The organism is Pseudomonas fluvialis, from assembly GCF_002234375.1.
Lineage (GTDB): Bacteria > Pseudomonadota > Gammaproteobacteria > Pseudomonadales > Pseudomonadaceae > Aquipseudomonas > Aquipseudomonas fluvialis.
On sequence record NZ_NMQV01000024.1, the window covers coordinates 61,194 to 78,187 of the forward strand.

Here is a 16,994-nt window from a genome sequence, read left to right on the forward strand (position 1 = left end):
GATCGCTCAGCCTATAGCCCCCTGCGACTGGTGAAGCCAGTTGGAGCTGAAAATGAGTTGCGATTTCCTCGCCCTGGCTGTGCCGGGGGTGCAAAAACTCTCCCCCTATGTGCCTGGCAAGCCGGTGGATGAACTGGCCCGTGAGCTAAATCTCGACCCGGCCGGTATCGTCAAGCTGGCCAGTAACGAGAACCCACTGGGCCCCAGCCCCAAAGTGCTGGCCGCGGTGCAGGCCAGCTTGGCAGAGCTGACGCGCTACCCCGATGGCAGTGGGTTCGTGCTCAAGCAGGCGCTGGCTGAGCGTTGCCGGGTACGCCCGGAACAGGTCACGCTGGGCAACGGCTCCAATGATGTACTGGAGCTGGTAGCGCGTGCCTGGTTGGCGCCAGGGCGCAATGCGGTATTCAGTCAGTACGCCTTTGCCGTCTATCCGATTGCCACGCAGGCTGCCGGTGCCGAAGCACGCTGCGTGCCGGCGCGTGACTATGGTCATGATCTGCCGGCCATGCTGGCGGCGATCGATGGCAATACCCGGGTGGTGTTCCTGGCCAATCCTAACAACCCGACCGGGACCTGGTTCTCGGCCGAGGCTTTGGAGGCATTCCTCGCCGCGGTGCCTGAGCACGTGCTGGTGGTGCTGGATGAGGCCTATATCGAATACGCCAGTGCCAGCGACCTGCCCGATGGCCTGGATTACCTGGCGCGCTATGCCAACCTCATCGTTTCCCGCACTTTCTCCAAGGCCTACGGCCTGGCTGCCTTACGGGTCGGTTACGCGCTTTCTTCAGCGCAGGTGGCCGAAGTGCTCAACCGCGTACGCCAGCCGTTCAATGTCAACAGCCTGGCATTGGATGTGGCCTGCGCGGCCCTTGCTGATGAGCAGTACCTGGCTGCCAGTCGTGCACTCAACGATGCCGGCATGCAACAACTGGAAGCGGGTTTTAGCGCACTTGGCCTGCGCTGGATAAGCTCGCGGGGTAATTTCATTACCCTCGATCTGGGCCGCGATGCGGCACCGATCAACCAGGCGCTGTTGCACAAGGGCGTGATCGTCAGGCCGTTGGCTGGTTATGGGTTGGCGAATTTCCTGCGTATTTCCATCGGCACCCAGGCCGAGAATGCGCGCTTCCTGCAGGCGCTGGGCGAGGTGCTGCAGGGTGTCTGATTCGCGTGCAATGCTTTCCTCGCGGCAATCCGGCCCGCCGCTGTTTGGCCGTCTGGTGGTGATCGGCCTGGGACTCATTGGTGGTTCCTTCGCCAAGGGGCTACGTGAGCGTGGGCTGTTCTTCGAAGTGGTGGGTGTCGACCTGGATGCACAGTCCTGCCAGCTGGCCGTGCAGCAGGGCGTGGTCGACCGCTGCGAAAGCGACCTGGCCAAGGCCTGTCAGGGGGCGGACGTAATTCAGCTGGCTGTGCCTATCCTGGCGATGGAGAAACTGCTCGGACAACTAGCGCAGCTGGACCTCGGTGATGCGGTGCTGACCGATGTGGGCAGTGCCAAGGGCAGCGTGGTGCGTGCCGCGCGTCGTGTGCTGGAGGGGCGCCTGGCGCGCCTGGTGCCGGGACATCCGATTGCCGGTTCCGAACAGAGTGGGGTGGAGGCGGCCAAGGCCGATCTGTTTCGTCGCCACAAAGTGATCCTGACCCCGCTGGCGGAGACGGATGCTGCGGCGTTGGCGCGCATCGACCTGCTGTGGCGCGAGCTGGGTGCCGATGTCGAACACATGGATATCGAGCACCATGACCAGGTACTGGCAGCCACCAGTCATCTGCCGCACATGCTGGCCTTTACCCTGGTTGATTCGCTGGCCAAGCGCAGCGAAAACCTGGAGATCTTCCGCTATGCCGCGGGAGGCTTCCGAGACTTTACCCGTATTGCCGGCAGTGATCCGGTGATGTGGCACGACATCTTCATTGCCAACCGTGATGCCGTACTGCGCACCCTGGACGCTTTCCGTGATGACCTGGATGCTCTGCGCGAAGCCGTTGCCGAGGGTGATGGTCATCACCTGCTCGGGGTGTTTACCCGTGCCCGGGTAGCCCGTGAACATTTCAGTAAAATCCTGGCCCGTCGGGCCTATGTGGACGCCATGCATAACAATGATCTGATCTTTCTTGCCCAGCCGGGTGGTAGCGTCAAGGGCCGTATCCGGGTTCCTGGCGACAAGTCCATCTCGCACCGTTCGATCATGCTCGGCTCGCTTGCCGAGGGGACTACCGAAGTCGAGGGTTTCCTCGAGGGTGAAGATGCCCTGGCTACCCTGCAGGCCTTTCGTGACATGGGGGTGGTTATCGAGGGGCCGCACCATGGTCGGGTAACCATTCACGGCGTCGGCCTGCACGGTTTGCAAGCGCCACCTGGGCCGCTCTATCTGGGTAACTCGGGTACGTCGATGCGCCTGCTGGCCGGTTTGCTGGCCGCGCAGCCTTTTGATAGCACACTGACGGGGGATGCGTCGTTGTCCAAGCGCCCGATGAATCGTGTGGCTAAACCGCTGCGTGCCATGGGTGCAGTGATCGAGACCGGGCCGGAAGGTCGCCCGCCATTGACCATTCGTGGCGGCCAGCGTCTGACCGGCATGGACTACGAAATGCCCATGGCCAGTGCCCAGGTGAAATCCTGCCTGCTGCTGGCGGGCCTGTATGCCGCCGACAGCACCTCGGTCAGCGAGCCTGCACCAACCCGCGATCATACCGAGCGGATGCTGCGTGGTTTCGGCTATCCGGTGTCTGTCGAGGGCAACACGGCGCGCGTGGCTTCCGGTCACAAGTTGACGGCTTGCCATATCGAAGTGCCGGCGGATATTTCCTCGGCGGCGTTCTTCCTGGTTGCCGCCAGTATTGCCGAAGATGCGGATGTGCTGCTGGAGCATGTCGGTATCAACCCGACACGCACCGGGGTGATCGATATCCTCAAGTTGATGGGTGCCGATATCAGCCTGGAAAACCTGCGCGAAGTCGGCGGCGAGCCGGTGGCGGATATTCGCGTGCGTTCCGCGCAACTCAAGGGTATCGATATTCCTGAGGATCTGGTGCCGCTGGCCATCGACGAGTTCCCCGTGCTGTTCATTGCCGCCGCTTACGCCGAGGGTCGTACCGTGCTGCGCGGTGCAGAGGAGCTGCGCGTCAAGGAGTCTGACCGCATTCAGGTCATGGCCGATGGTCTGCAGGCCCTAGGGGCGCAGGTCCAGCCGACACCGGATGGCATCATCATCGATGGCGGGCGACTGGCGGGTGGTGAGGTCTGGGCGCATGGCGACCACCGTATCGCCATGTCTTTCAGTGTGGCTGCGTTGCGCGCCGATGGCGTGATCCGCATCCATGATTGCGCGAATGTCGCCACCTCTTTTCCCAACTTCCTGGTGCTGTGTCAGCAGGTGGGTATGCGCGTGGCGCAAGAGGGTAAGGCATGACGGCCCAGGTTATTGCCATCGACGGGCCGAGCGGCTCGGGCAAAGGCACGCTGGCTGGTCTGCTGGCGGCGCGTCTGGGTTGGCGGTTGCTGGACTCCGGCGCCCTCTATCGGCTGCTGGCCTATGCCGCCGGCAAGCATGGAATTGCCCTGGACAATGAAGCGGCGCTGGCGATGCTGGCGGCCAATCTCGATGTGCAGTTCGTTGCCGGCGGGATCATTCTGGAAGGGGAAAGCGTTACCGAGCGCATTCGCAATGAGCAGGTCGGCGCCGGGGCGTCGCAAGTGGCTGCCCTGCCGGCTGTGCGGGATGCCTTGCTGCAGCGCCAACGGGCATTTCGAGAGGCGCCTGGCCTGGTGGCCGACGGGCGTGATATGGGCACGGTGGTGTTTCCCGATGCGCCGCTGAAGATTTTTCTTACCGCCAGCGCGGAAGAGCGGGCGCGTCGCCGTTACCTGCAGTTGAAAGCCAAGGGTGAAGATGTTAGCCTGCCGAGTCTGCTAGAAGAGATTCAGGCGCGGGATGACCGGGACATGAATCGTGCGGTTGCTCCGCTCAAGCCGGCAGTCGATGCAATTCAGCTGGACTCGACGGAAATGTCCATCGAGGAAGTGCTGGAACGAATTCTCCAGGAAGCCGCCCAGCGCGACTTACTGGATTGAAAGACCACAGGCGTGGTCGCAAACGTTGTGCCAGGAGTCCAGTCATCGTCCTGCATGGCGTTTTTACGTGAACGAACCCACATTGTCTGGAATGTGGTTTGGGCAGATAGCCTGCCCTTGATCAACAGGAATCAACATGAGCGAAAGCTTTGCAGAACTTTTTGAAGAAAGCCTGAAAACCCTCGACATGCAGCCGGGCGCCATCATCACCGGCATCGTGGTCGACATCGATGGTGACTGGGTCACCGTCCATGCCGGTCTGAAGTCCGAGGGCGTCATCCCGGTCGAGCAGTTCTATAACGAACAGGGCGAGCTGACCATCAAGGTAGGTGACGAGGTCCACGTTGCACTGGACGCGGTTGAAGATGGCTTCGGTGAAACCAAGCTGTCCCGCGAAAAAGCCAAGCGCGCGGAATCCTGGATTGTTCTGGAAGCGGCCTTCGCTGCTGAAGAAGTGGTCAAGGGCGTCATCAACGGCAAGGTCAAGGGTGGCTTCACCGTTGACGTCAATGGCATCCGTGCCTTCCTGCCGGGTTCGCTGGTTGATGTTCGTCCGGTGCGTGATACCACTCACCTGGAAGGCAAAGAGCTGGAGTTCAAGGTCATCAAGCTCGACCAGAAGCGCAACAACGTTGTCGTTTCCCGTCGCAGCGTGCTGGAAGCCGAGAACAGCGCCGAGCGCGAAGCCCTGCTGGAAAACCTGCAGGAAGGCCAGCAAGTCAAAGGTATCGTCAAGAACCTCACCGACTACGGTGCGTTCGTTGACCTGGGTGGCGTCGATGGTCTGCTGCACATCACCGACATGGCCTGGAAGCGTATCAAGCATCCGTCGGAAATCGTCAACGTTGGCGACGAGATCGATGTCAAGGTGCTGAAGTTCGATCGCGAGCGCAACCGCGTATCGCTGGGTCTGAAGCAACTGGGCGAAGATCCGTGGGTTGCCATCAAGGCCCGTTATCCGGAAGGGACCCGCGTTACCGCTCGCGTCACCAACCTCACCGATTACGGCTGCTTCGCCGAGCTGGAAGAGGGTGTCGAAGGCCTGGTGCACGTATCCGAGATGGATTGGACCAACAAGAACATTCACCCGTCGAAAGTCGTTCAGGTTGGCGACGAAGTGGAAGTTCAGGTTCTCGACATCGACGAAGAGCGTCGTCGTATCTCTCTGGGTATCAAGCAGTGCAAGTCCAATCCTTGGGAAGACTTCTCTGGCCAGTTCAACAAGGGCGACAAGATCTCCGGCACCATCAAGTCGATCACCGATTTCGGTATCTTCATCGGCTTGGACGGCGGCATCGATGGTCTGGTTCACCTGTCCGACATCTCCTGGAACGAAGCCGGCGAAGAAGCCGTGCGTCGCTTCAAGAAAGGCGACGAGCTGGAAACCGTCATCCTGTCTGTTGACCCGGAGCGTGAGCGTATCTCCCTGGGCATCAAGCAGCTGGAAGATGATCCGTTCAGCAACTACGTTTCCCTCAACGACAAGGGCAGCATTGTCCGCGGCGTAGTCAAGGAAGTAGATGCCAAGGGTGCCATCATCACCCTGGCTGACGAGATCGAAGGCGTGCTCAAAGCTTCTGAAATCAGCCGTGATCGCGTTGAAGACGCGCGCAACGTGCTGAAGGAAGGCGACGAAGTTGAAGCCAAGATCATCAGCGTTGATCGCAAGTCCCGCGTTATCAGCCTGTCCGTCAAGTCCAAAGACGTCGAAGACGAGAAGGACGCGATGAAAGAGCTGCGTAACAAGCAGGAAGCTGAGAGCACTGGTCCGACCACCATTGGTGATCTGATCCGTGCCCAGATGGGCAACCAGAACTAAGTTCTGTGTTTCCAGCAAAAGGGCGACTTCGGTCGCCCTTTTGCATTTCAGTGCAGGCTGAACGCTGTCAGCCCTGCCTTTCAAATTGCTCGAGGCTGTCGCGGGCAATCTGTCGTCCCAGCTGGATCAGCTCCGGGGCTTTGTAGAACTCAAAGAAACGGCAAACGCGTTTGGGTACGTTGATCAGCAGGTCTGGTGGATAACCGGCAATCTTGTACTGCGCCAGCGAGCTTTGCATGACCTCAAAGCTCTGATTGACCAGCTCCAGCAGGGAAGCCGGCCCGTTGATCTCGGAAACCTGCGAGCCACTGGCCGAGCGTGCGGCGCGCGGGGTGGCTGGCTCGTCAGGCAGTTCCAGTTCGCTACTGCGGCGCAGGAAGGGTAAGCGTTCACCCAGGCTGCCCATCAGCTGATCCAGGCGTTGTTTGAGGGCTGCAGGTCGTTCGATTTGCGGCAGGCTGTAGTGCCGGTGATTATCGCCGTTGAGGTTCACCGCAATGATCAGATCGCAATGGCTGGAGACCACCGGAATGATCGGCAGTGGATTGAGCAGACCACCATCGACCAACATGCGAGAGCCTTGCACGACGGGGCTGAACAGGCTGGGAATGGCTGCCGAAGCGCGCATGGCCTGATGCAGGCAGCCTTCCTGGAACCAGATTTCCTGCTGATTGCTCAGGTCGGTGGCTACCGCCGTGAAGGGAATGGGCAGTTCCTCAATGCTGATTTCACCGAGGATGTCGCGAATCTTGCCGAAGATCTTTTCACCGCGAATGGCGCCAAGGCGAAAGCTCACATCAAGCAGGCGCAGGACGTCCAGATAATCAAGGCTTTCGCACCACCGGCGGTACTCGTCGAGTTTTCCGGCCGCATAGATGCCGCCGACTACTGCGCCCATTGAGCAGCCGGCGATGCAGTCAATCTGATAGCCGCGGGCCAGCAGTTCTTCGATGACGCCGATGTGCGCATAGCCACGGGCGCCACCCGAACCCAGTACCAGGGCAACACGTTGGCTCATGGGGTTTCCTTGTGGATAGATGAAAGCTGCCAGCGGCGCAGCAGGTATTTTTCCAGTTCGCTGAGCAGGCAGATCAAGACGGCTACGGGCAGGCAGTACAGCCAGCCTTGCCAGCCGATGCTTTGCGTGGCGAACAGCTGCTGCAGCCAGGCTAGCTCGATGAAGGCCAGTTGCAGGACAAGCAGTATGCCAACCATTGTCCAGGCCATGGGGTTGTCGCGCCAGGCGAAGTTGGCCACACCATGCAGGCGTCGCGTACTGAACAGATAGCCCATTTCACCCAGCACCAGAGCATTGACTGCCAGGCTGCGGCTGGCCTCCAGGCTCCAGCCCAATTGCTGGCTGTAGAGGAACAGCCCGAGGCATGCGCCGGTCAGCAAGAGCGAAACGAAAACAATGCGCCATAGCAGCAGGCCGGAGAGTAAAGGCTGACGAGGGTCGCGTGGCGGACGCTGCATAAGCCCGGCTTCTGCCGGCTCAAAGGCCAGGGCCAGGGCGAGGGTTACGGCGGTGACCATGTTTACCCAGAGAATTTGTAAGGGAGTGATGGGCAGTTGTAGCCCTAGCAGGATGGCGCTAAGCATGACCATGGCCTGCCCGCCATTGGTCGGCAGAATGAACAGAATGGACTTCTTCAGGTTGTCATACACGGCACGGCCCTGAGCAACGGCACGCTCCAGGGTGGCGAAGTTGTCATCGGCGAGGACCATCTGTGCCGCTGACTTGGCCGCTTCGGTACCCTTTATGCCCATGGCGATACCAATGTCGGCTCGTTTGAGGGCGGGTGCGTCATTGACGCCATCGCCAGTCATGGCCACCCGTGCGCCACAGGCTTGCAGGCGCTGTACCAGGCGGAGCTTGTGCTCGGGAGTGGTGCGGGCAAATACAGCTGTTTCGTCCAGGCAGGCATCCAAGGCCGGATCGTCGAGCTCATCAAGTTGCGCCCCGGTCAGTGCGCGCGTACCGACCAGGCCCAGACGTGCCGCGATGGCTGTAGCCGTGGCGACATGGTCGCCAGTGATCATCTTCACCGCGATGCCGGCGCTGTGGCAGGCGGCAATGGCGCGTATAGCCTCCTCGCGGGGCGGGTCCTGCAGGCCAACCAGTCCGAGCAGGATGAACTGCGCCTCGATGTCGGCATAGTCGAGTTGCTGCTTATCAGCCGGCATCCTGCGCATACCGATGCCGAGCATGCGCAGGCCCATGCTGGCACCCTGATGCAGGCAGTCTTGCCAGTAGTTATGGTCGATAGGGCGCGCCTGGGCGTCCTGCCATTGTTGGTCAGCTACTTCCAGCAGGCGTTCCGGCGCGCCGATCCAGTACAGGTAGCCATTGCCGTGATGGTCGTGATGCAAGCTGGCGGTGCAACGGCGTTCGCTGCTGAAAGGCAGGCTGTCCACGCGCGGCTGTTCGGCATGCTCGGCGCTACTGTCCAGGCCCAACTTGCCGGCCAGGGTGAGCAGCGCGGCCTCGGTAGGATCGCCGCTGATCTGCCAGGTGTCCTGGTCGCGGTACAAAGTGCCATGGTTGGCCAGCAACCCGGCGCGTGCCAGTTGCAGCACCTCAGCGGGGATTTGTGCCAGCGTTTCGCCGCAAGCGTTGCACAGCGCACCGTAGGGGGCATAGCCAATGCCCTCGACCTGATAGTGCGCGGTGGCACAGAACAGGTGTTGTACGGTCATTTCGTTGCGAGTGAGGGTGCCGGTCTTGTCCGAGCAGATCACGGTCACGGCACCAAGGCTCTCCACGGCAGGCAGCCGACAGATGATCGCCCGCTCGCGGGCCATGCGCTGTACGCCCAGAGCCAGGATAATGGTCAATACGGCGGGCAGTCCTTCGGGAATCGCCGCCACTGCGAGGCTCACGCTGGCCATGAGCAGTTCCGCGCTACTGTAGTCGCGCAGTAGAAATCCGAAGGCCAGGGTAGCCGCCGCCAATACGAGAATGACCAGGCTGAGCTGCCGGGCAAAACGTGCCATGTCGCGTAGTAGCGGCGTTTGAAGTACCTCAACCTGTTGCAGCAGGTGGCTGATGCGCCCGAGTTCGGTAGCCTGTCCGGTGGCGACCACGACCCCGTAACCACTCCCCGCGCTGACCAGGCAGCCGGAGTAGGCCATGCTTTGCCGGTCGGCCAGTACGGCGCTGCTGCTCACTGGCTCGCTTTGCTTGTCAGCGGGAAGCGATTCGCCGGTCAAGGCCGCTTCTTCGATGCGCAGGTCGCGGCAGTTGAGCAGGCGCAGGTCGGCCGGTACGCGATCGCCTTCTTCGAGCAGGACGATGTCACCGGGTACCAGTTGTTCGGCGGGCAGCTCTTGCAAGCCGTGTTCACGGCGTACCCGGCAGTGCAGGCTGAGCAGGCCGGCAATGGCGCGCATGGCCTGCTCGGCGCGGCCTTCCTGAATGAAACCGACCAGTGCATTGATCAGGACTACGCCGAGGATCACCAGGCTGTCCAGCCAGTGGCCGAGCAGCAGCGTCAGGCCGGCACAACCTAGCAGGACATAGATCAGGGTGTTCTGCATCTGGCGCAGAAAACGGCGCCAGGCCGGTGGCGGAGGAGCCGACGGCAGACTGTTGGGGCCATACTGCTGAACGCGTTGCCGCACCTGTTCGGCCGTCAGCCCGTTGGACTGGCTGTCCAGCTGCTGCAGACAACTTGCACCGTCCAGAGCATGCCAGGCTGGGGTGTCATGATGCGTTTGCATAAGGCCTCCTGCATGAATGATGCGTTTCATCCTGGATGACAGACTGCCTGCCGCACCGGGCATAAATCAATAAACAGCCGTGCAGGGCGAGCGCATCTGGTAAGTAAACATGTCACGGAGCTACCGCCGTCGGCTGCAGCGACTTAGCATGTGCCTATCAGGACGAGGAGACTGTTCATGCACGATACGCTGCAAGCCTGTCAGCAGGCGATCAATCAGGTATTGCTGGGCAAGCAGACCCAGGTTCGCCTGGCGTTGGCCTGTCTGCTGGCACGTGGTCATCTGCTCCTTGAGGACCTGCCCGGCATGGGCAAAACGACCCTCAGCCAGGCGCTGGCACGGGTGCTTGGGCTGAGTTATCAACGCATCCAGTTCACCTCCGACCTGTTGCCGGGGGACATCCTGGGTACTTCGGTATTTGATCGCCAGAGCAGTGCCTTTGTCTTTCATCCCGGGCCGATCTTTGCCGAGCTGGTATTGGCTGACGAGATCAACCGAGCCACACCGAAAAGCCAGAGCGCCTTGCTGGAAGCCATGGAAGAAGGGCAGGTCAGTATCGAGGGGCAGACCCGCCCGTTACCCGATCCTTTTTTCGTCATCGCCACGCAGAACCCGGTGACCCAGAGTGGCACATTCGCCTTGCCCGAATCGCAGCTCGATCGTTTTCTCATGCGCCTGTCACTTGGCTATCCGTCGCTGGCGGCAGAAAAGGCGCTGCTGCTCGGCGAGCAGCGACGCGCCTTGTTGCCGCGCCTGGAGCCGTTGCTTGACCATGCCCGTCTGGCCCAGTTGCAGGCACTGGTACCACAGATTCGCGCCAGCGATGCACTGGTCGATTACGTGCTGCGCCTGGCCCAGGCTACCCGCAGTCACACGCAGTTCGCCTGGGGGCTGTCGCCGCGTGGCAGCCTGGCATTACTGAATGCAGCCAAGGCCTGGGCACTGCTGGAACAGCGTGATTATGTGATTCCCGAGGATGTACAGGCGGTATTGCCCGCGGTAGCCGGACACCGTCTGCGCGAGGCCAGTGATGGCAGTGGGCAGAGCGGCCATGGGTTGGTGCAATGGCTGCTGCGTGAAGTGCCGGTGCTTTGATGTACCACAGTGGATGGCTACAGCGCGGCTGGCTGGATCGGCGCATACCGGCGGCGCGCCAGCTGGAGCTAAACCAGCGACGGATTTTCATCCTGCCAAGTGCTGCCGGGGTGACCTTCGCGGTCACCTTGCTGGTCATGCTGCTGGCGGCGATCAATTACCAGAACAGCATGGCCTATGCGCTGACCTTTCTGCTCGGCGCACTGTTTGTCGTAGCGATCCTGCATACCTACCGCAACCTGGCGGGCCTGCAGCTGAGTGCCAGCAATAACAGCGCAGTTTTCTCAGGCGAACAGGCCGCTTTTACTGTGCAGTTGCATAGCCCGCAGCGCGCCAGGCTGGCTATTGCGCTGGGCTGGTCGGCGGATGCCCTGGAATGCCTGGACGTGCCTGGCGATGGCCAGGCGGAGTGTCGCCTGAGCCTGCCGGCGAGCCGGCGCGGCTGGCTGCTGGCACCGCGTCTGCGCGTGGAAAGTCGCTATCCGCTGGGCCTGTTGGTGGCCTGGAGTTGGCTGGATCTGCAGCAGCGTGTGCTGGTCTATCCGGCTCCGCTGAGCTGTACGCTACCACCGCTGGCAGCGGGGCAGCAGGCCGAGGAGCTGGACGGACGACGTGCCCGTGCTGAGGGTGTTGATGACTTCGCTGGTTTGCGCGCCTACCAGCCAGGCGATGCCTTGCAGCGCCTGGACTGGAAGGCCTATTCGCGTGGCCAGGGCCTGCAGGTTCGACAGTTTCAGGCCTTGGCCGGGCATGACTGGTGTCTTGACCTAGCGGTTATGCAGGGTGATCTGGAAAGCCGTCTGAGTCAGTTGTGCCATTGGGTGCTGCAGCTCAGTGCCCAGCAGCAGCCCTTTGCGCTGCGCCTGGGGGGACTGGAGATTACGACGGGCAGTGGCGCCCAACATCGCGAACAGTGTCTGCAGGCACTGGCTTTGTATGGGAAGGCCGCATGAGCAATAGCCCGATGCTCACGCGCCATGCGCTGACCTGGCTGCTGCTGGCACAAGCTTTGGCGATCATTCCGCACCTACTACATGTGCCGCTGTGGATCCTCGCACTCTGGCTGTTCTGTCTAGGCTGGCGTATCCAGATTGTCCGCATGCGCCTGCCAGCACCCAAGACGGCGGCCAAGCTCTTGCTGTTGCTGTTGGCGGGGAGCGCGGTGTACCTGTCGCGGGGTAGTCTGGTTGGTCTGGAAGCCGGTGTGGTGCTGCTGGTCGCCGCATTCATTCTCAAACTGGTGGAAATGCACAGCCGGCGGGATGGCCTGGTGCTGATCTTCCTCGGCTTCTTCGTGGTGCTGACCTATTACCTGTTCGATAGCAGCCTGCTGGCGGCGTTATACAGCCTGTTGCCGGTCAGCGCACTGCTGACCGCGTTGATCGCCTTGCAGCGTCCTGCTGGTACGCTGGGTACCCGGCATAGTTTACGCACGGCCAGTAGCCTGTTGCTGCAGGCACTACCGCTGATGCTGCTGATGTTCCTGCTGTTTCCGCGCATCGCACCGCTGTGGAGCCTGCCGGTGGCCAAGGAGCGCGGCGTCACCGGGTTGGCAGAGAGCATGAGCCCTTATGACATGGTTGAGCTCAGTCGCTCCAGCGAACTGGCCTTCCGTGTCACGTTCGAGGGGCCCTTGCCGCCCCGTGAGCAGCTTTATTGGCGTGGCCTGACCCTGGAGCACTTCGACGGTCGGCGCTGGTCACGGCGCGACAGTGCTTTTTCCGGGCAGGTGGCGCCGAGCTGGCAGCCGCAGGGCGAATCCTTGAGTTACAGCGTGATCATGCAGCCCACGGGCCAGCCTTGGCTGTTCAGCCTGGATACACCGCAACACGCCATCCCTCGGGTGGACATGCAGCAAGGGTTCTATCTGCAGCGACGGCGACCCGTCGATCAGTTATTCAGCTATCAATTGACTTCCTGGCCCGAGGCCGTTCGCGAAGCCGAAGCCGCACCAAGCAATCTGCGTGCCTCACTACGCCTGCCTGCCCAGGGTAATCCGCGTGCGCGGGCCTGGGGCAACGAGTTGCGAGCACGCTTCGCTGACGACGAACAGCTGGTGGCGTATCTGCTGGAGGAGTTCAATCGCCAGCCATTCGTTTACACCCTGCGACCTCCCAGCTATGGCGAGGAGGCCGTCGACGAATTCCTTTTCGATCAGCGCCGAGGTTTTTGTGCCCACTATGCCGGTGCCATGACGCTGGTGCTGCGCGCCGCGGGTATTCCGGCGCGGGTGGTGGCAGGCTATCAGGGTGGCGAATTCAATCCGCAGGGCAGTTATCTGCAGGTACGCCAGTTCGATGCCCATGCCTGGGTGGAATACTGGCGTCCGGGGCAGGGCTGGCGCAGCGTCGACCCCACCTATCAGGTGGCGCCGCAGCGTATCGAGATGAGCCTGCAGGATGCGGTCGCCGAGGAGGGCAGTTTCCTGGAAGGCGAGCTGCTCTCGCCGTTGCGTTATCGCGACCGGCCCTGGCTCAATCAGCTGCGCCTGCACTGGGAAAGTATCAACCATGGCTGGCAGCGCTGGGTGCTGGGATACCAGGAAGAGCAGCAACTGGCTTTCCTGCAGCGCTGGTTGGGACAACTGGATGGCTGGCGACTAGCGAGCTGGTTGGCGGGCCTGGCTGTGCTGGTCATGGGTGTGCTGACCCTGTGGCTGTTCAAACCCTGGCAGCAACGAGGCACGCCCGCGCAACGCCTGTTGCTGTGTTATGAACGATTGCTGGCTCAGCATGGATTGCCCCGCCAGCCGGGCGAGGGCATCCGCGCCTATGCCCGTCGCGCGGCGCGTAAGCTGCCGGAGCAGGCCACGGCTATCGAGGCGTTCAGTCGCTACTACGAGCAGTTGCAGTATGCCGAGCGGGGTGATCTGTCCGCACTGCGGCAGGCCTATGTGCAGCTGCGCCGGCGTATGCGGCGATGGCCCTGGTCACGCTAGCGGGGCAGGGCAGCGCTGTCTGGCCCGTCGGCGGAACTGCATGCTTTGAATTTGTCTGGCAGGTCACTAGTATCGCCGTTCCAGCAGTCAGGCGAGGAGCCGGTATGAACTTCCAGGAACTACTTGACGCCCAGCGCACTGGGCAGCTCGCCGGGCTGCCGGAGGACTGGGGGCAAGGGCGTACGCTGTTTGGCGGCATGATGGCCGCGCTACTGCTGGATGCCATGCGTCAGCAGGTGCCGGTGGAGCGCTGTCTGCGTGCCTTGTCGATCAGCTTCATTGCTCCGGCAGCGCTGGGGCAGGGTGTGCAGATCGACGTCGAACTGCTGCGCGAGGGGCGCGCCGTCAGCCAGTTGCTGGCGCGGGCCAGCCAGGATGGACAGGTGGTAGCGCTGATGCAGGGCAGTTTTGGGGCCTCACGCCTTTCGCAGGTACAGGTTGCTGGGCTACCAGCGCCGTCTTTCAAAACGGCTGAAGTCTGCCAGCGCATGCCCTGGTTGCCTGGCATCACGCCTAATTTCACCCAGCATTTCGACATGCGCTGGGCGGTGGGTGGCCTGCCTTTCAGCGGCAATCTTTCACGGGAAATGGGCGGTTGGGTCAGTTTTGCTGACGTGCAACTGGCCGATCAACGTCTGGATGAGTGCCATCTGCTGGGGCTGGTGGATGCCTGGCCGCCGGCCTTGCTGCCACACTTGAAGGCACCGGCTGCCGGCAGTTCGCTAACCTGGACCATCGAGTTCATGCAGCCCTTGCAGGTCTGTGCAGCAAATAGCCGTTTTGCCTACCTGGCAACCATCGAGCACGCCGCCGATGGCTATGGCCATGTAGCGGCGGGTTTGTGGGACAGTCAGGGCCGGCAAGTGGCCATCAGTCGACAGACGGTGACGGTGTTTGCCTGAATGATTGGCCAGGCTGCCTGAGCAGTCTGGCCATATCTCATAACTTGAGCTGTTGAATGGCTTTTGCCAAGTCGCTGGCCAGGCCAGCCAGTTGGTCGCTGATGGCTGCGGAGTCGAGGGTTTGACCAACGGTTTGTTCGGTGACATCGCGAATACCGATCACTGAGCGAGTCATTTCCTCGGCAACCTGGCTTTGTTGTTCGGCGGCCACGGCAATCTGTGTGTTGCTCTCCCGCATCTGCGCAACCGCTTCGGCGATGGCCGTGAGCGCCTGGCTGGCTTCCTCGGCCTGTTGTACGCAGCCATCGGCCTTGTAAGAGCTTTCCTGCATGAATTCCACGGCATCACGGGTGCCGCTTTGCAGGGCATTGATCATCTGGGTGATTTCGTCAGTCGAGTCCTGTACGCGTTTGGCCAGGTTGCGGACTTCGTCGGCTACTACGGCAAAGCCCCGGCCCATTTCCCCGGCGCGCGCGGCTTCGATGGCTGCATTCAAGGCCAGCAGATTGGTTTGCTCGGCGATGCCATGAATCACGCTGACTACGCTGCTGATGCGCTGGCTGTCTTCGGCCAGCTTGCCGATCATCTCTGCGGTTTGCTGTACGCCGTTCGAGAGTTCGGCAATCGATTTGCTGACCCGTCCAACGACCTGGCGGCCTGCGCCAGCTAATTGGTCGGCCTGCTGCGAGCGGTCGCGGGTATCGGCGGCATGCTGGGCGATATGGTGCACGGTGGTGGACATTTCGTTGATGGCCGTGGCGGCCTGATCGGTTTCACTCTGCTGTCCCAGCATGCCTTGGCGAACCTGCGCCATGCTGCTGGCCAGGCGTGTCGTGCCCTGATCCAGATCGCGTGCTGCGCTGGCTACAGTGCCCACCACACGCTGGTAGCAGGTCTGCATGGCATTGAAGGCCGACGCCATCTGGCCTACCTCATCACGGCCGCGCATGGGCGCGCGCGCCGATAGGTCACCGGTCTGTTCGACGTGCAGCATGACATCCTTGAGCTTGTGCAGGCTCTTCAGGATGAACTGGATGAGCATCTGCGAGGCGCCCAGCAGCATCAGCATGAGGATCAGCACGGCGCCTGCATAGGCGAAGAAGCGATCACAAAACACTTGCCAGAGGCTACTGCTGTAGGCAGGTACCGCGTAACGCAGGCCTTCGTTGCCTGAGGTCACCACCACGCCACTGAGCATTGGCTCATCAAACAACGGGTTGTGGGCAATGGCCACCCAGCCGCGTGCGTTGGCGGATAGGCTGTGGCTCAGGCGTGGTGGTGTTTCACCTTCCTTCCAGCTGAACCATGCCCCGCTAGGTGGCGTTTGCCCGGCGGGCCAGGCGGCCAGCAACACGGCTTGCTGTTCAGCGGCCTGTCTGGCTTGTTGCTGGCGGGCATCCTGTTCCAGGTGCATGGCAAACAGCACCAGCAGCAGAGTGATGAAGAAGACGACGGCATTGACCGCCCAGAACTTGTAGCGCAGGGAAAGATCGCGAATCCAGTCGCTCATGGGATGCTCTTCTTATGTTGTGCCGGCAGTCGGTCTGCAACCGCTCTGCCCGCCGCCAGAGTTGAGTGGTCAGTCATATTTAACGGCCTGCCAGGCAGCTTCTTGAGGCTCGGGCAGGGTAAAAAAATCACGCGCAACCCGGCTGGTTGTACTGGCTAGCTGGGCAACCGATACACCTCGCAAGCCAGCCAGGGTGGTGAGGGTTTCAACCAGGTAGGCGGGTTCGTTACGTTGTGGCCTGGGCTTGAGATGCAGCGAACGGGGCACCAGGTAGGGGGCATCGCTTTCCACCATCAGGCGTTGTTCGGGAATATCTGCAACCAGCCCCTGCAGCTCAAGCCCCCGTCGTTCATCGCACAGCCAGCCGGTAATGCCGATATGCAGGTCCATGTCCAGGTAGCCATACAGACTCTGGCGATCACCGGTAAAACAATGGACAACCGCCGCCCTCAGCTGGTCACGGTAGTCACGCAGTATAGCCAGCAGGCGTACCGAGGCATCACGCTCATGCAGGAAAACCGGTAGGCCCAGGTTGGCGGCCAGCTCCAGTTGGGCACAGAGTGCTGCTTCCTGCTGGGGACGGGGAGCGAGGTCGCGATAGAAATCCAGGCCGCATTCGCCCACAGCCCGCACGCGAGGCTGGCTGAGTTGCTCGGCCAGCTGTGCGGCCTGGGAAGGCTGCCATTGCGCGCTGTAGTGCGGATGAATCCCGGCGGTGCAGAACAGCCGGCTGGCTGTGTCATCCAGCTCCAGGCACAGTGCATGTGCCTGTTCGTTGTCTGCAAGGCTGGTGCCCGTCAGTACCAGCTGTTCGACACCTGCTGCCTGGGCACGCTGCAGAAGCGCCTGGCGATCACCGGCAAAGCTGGGATGGGTCAGGTTGACCCCGATATCGACCAGTTGCATGCAGCCTCCTGAAGAAATGGCTGGCA

Annotated in this window: 12 protein-coding genes; 8 read left to right on the forward strand and 4 right to left on the reverse strand. The window is 61.6% G+C overall.

Annotation, left to right across the window (positions count from 1 at the left end):
* Positions 1-52: 52 nt before the first annotated feature.
* The 4 genes from hisC to rpsA all read left to right on the forward strand — a co-directional run bounded on the left by hisC (position 53) and on the right by rpsA (position 5,894).
* Positions 53-1,165: a histidinol-phosphate transaminase gene (hisC, locus tag CFY91_RS13095; RefSeq protein WP_093986817.1), complete on the forward strand. Its 1,113-nt coding sequence runs from the start codon at positions 53-55 to the stop codon at positions 1,163-1,165.
* Positions 1,166-1,175: 10 nt separating this feature from the next.
* Positions 1,176-3,413, forward strand: a complete 2,238-nt coding sequence (locus tag CFY91_RS13100; protein ID WP_093986818.1) for a bifunctional prephenate dehydrogenase/3-phosphoshikimate 1-carboxyvinyltransferase — start codon at positions 1,176-1,178, stop codon at positions 3,411-3,413.
* Entirely contained in the window at positions 3,410-4,075 is a 666-nt protein-coding gene (cmk, locus tag CFY91_RS13105) for a (d)CMP kinase (RefSeq protein WP_093986819.1), read from the forward strand. The genes CFY91_RS13100 and cmk overlap by 4 nt, the downstream gene beginning before the upstream one ends.
* Positions 4,076-4,211: 136 nt before the next feature.
* Positions 4,212-5,894 carry a 30S ribosomal protein S1 gene (gene rpsA / locus CFY91_RS13110; RefSeq protein ID WP_093986820.1) on the forward strand — a complete coding sequence of 561 codons (1,683 nt, stop codon included), beginning with the start codon at positions 4,212-4,214 and terminating at the stop codon, positions 5,892-5,894.
* 67 nt (positions 5,895-5,961) lie between these two features.
* On the opposite strand, the gene CFY91_RS13115 is transcribed toward rpsA, so the two are convergent.
* Positions 5,962-6,912, reverse strand: coding sequence for a patatin-like phospholipase family protein (locus CFY91_RS13115; RefSeq protein WP_093986821.1), 951 nt, complete (start codon positions 6,910-6,912; stop codon positions 5,962-5,964).
* Complete coding sequence (locus tag CFY91_RS13120; RefSeq protein ID WP_093986822.1) at positions 6,909-9,617, reverse strand: HAD-IC family P-type ATPase; 2,709 nt, start codon at positions 9,615-9,617, stop codon at positions 6,909-6,911. Before CFY91_RS13120 ends, CFY91_RS13115 begins: the two co-directional genes overlap by 4 nt.
* Before the next feature lie 177 nt (positions 9,618-9,794).
* Here CFY91_RS13120 and CFY91_RS13125 point away from each other — a divergent pair, with 177 nt between their 5' ends.
* From CFY91_RS13125 to CFY91_RS13140, 4 genes are all read left to right on the forward strand, one after another.
* A complete protein-coding gene (locus tag CFY91_RS13125; protein ID WP_093986823.1) occupies positions 9,795-10,712 on the forward strand; it encodes an AAA family ATPase in 918 nt (305 codons plus the stop codon).
* Complete coding sequence (locus CFY91_RS13130; RefSeq protein WP_093986824.1) at positions 10,712-11,665, forward strand: DUF58 domain-containing protein; 954 nt, start codon at positions 10,712-10,714, stop codon at positions 11,663-11,665. Before CFY91_RS13125 ends, CFY91_RS13130 begins: the two co-directional genes overlap by 1 nt.
* Positions 11,662-13,650: a transglutaminase TgpA family protein gene (locus CFY91_RS13135; protein ID WP_093986825.1), complete on the forward strand. Its 1,989-nt coding sequence runs from the start codon at positions 11,662-11,664 to the stop codon at positions 13,648-13,650. The genes CFY91_RS13130 and CFY91_RS13135 overlap by 4 nt, the downstream gene beginning before the upstream one ends.
* Positions 13,651-13,754: 104 nt before the next feature.
* The gene (locus CFY91_RS13140) at positions 13,755-14,552 is read left to right on the forward strand and encodes an acyl-CoA thioesterase (RefSeq protein ID WP_093986826.1); all 798 of its coding nucleotides are present in this window, start codon (positions 13,755-13,757) and stop codon (positions 14,550-14,552) included.
* A gap of 37 nt (positions 14,553-14,589) precedes the next feature.
* On the opposite strand, the gene CFY91_RS13145 is transcribed toward CFY91_RS13140, so the two are convergent.
* Both CFY91_RS13145 and CFY91_RS13150 read right to left on the reverse strand, forming a co-directional pair.
* Positions 14,590-16,062 (reverse strand): methyl-accepting chemotaxis protein, encoded by a 1,473-nt coding sequence (locus CFY91_RS13145; RefSeq protein WP_093986827.1) that lies wholly within the window; start codon positions 16,060-16,062, stop codon positions 14,590-14,592.
* A gap of 69 nt (positions 16,063-16,131) precedes the next feature.
* A complete protein-coding gene (locus CFY91_RS13150; protein WP_093986828.1) occupies positions 16,132-16,968 on the reverse strand; it encodes a TatD family hydrolase in 837 nt (278 codons plus the stop codon).
* Positions 16,969-16,994 lie beyond the last annotated feature (26 nt).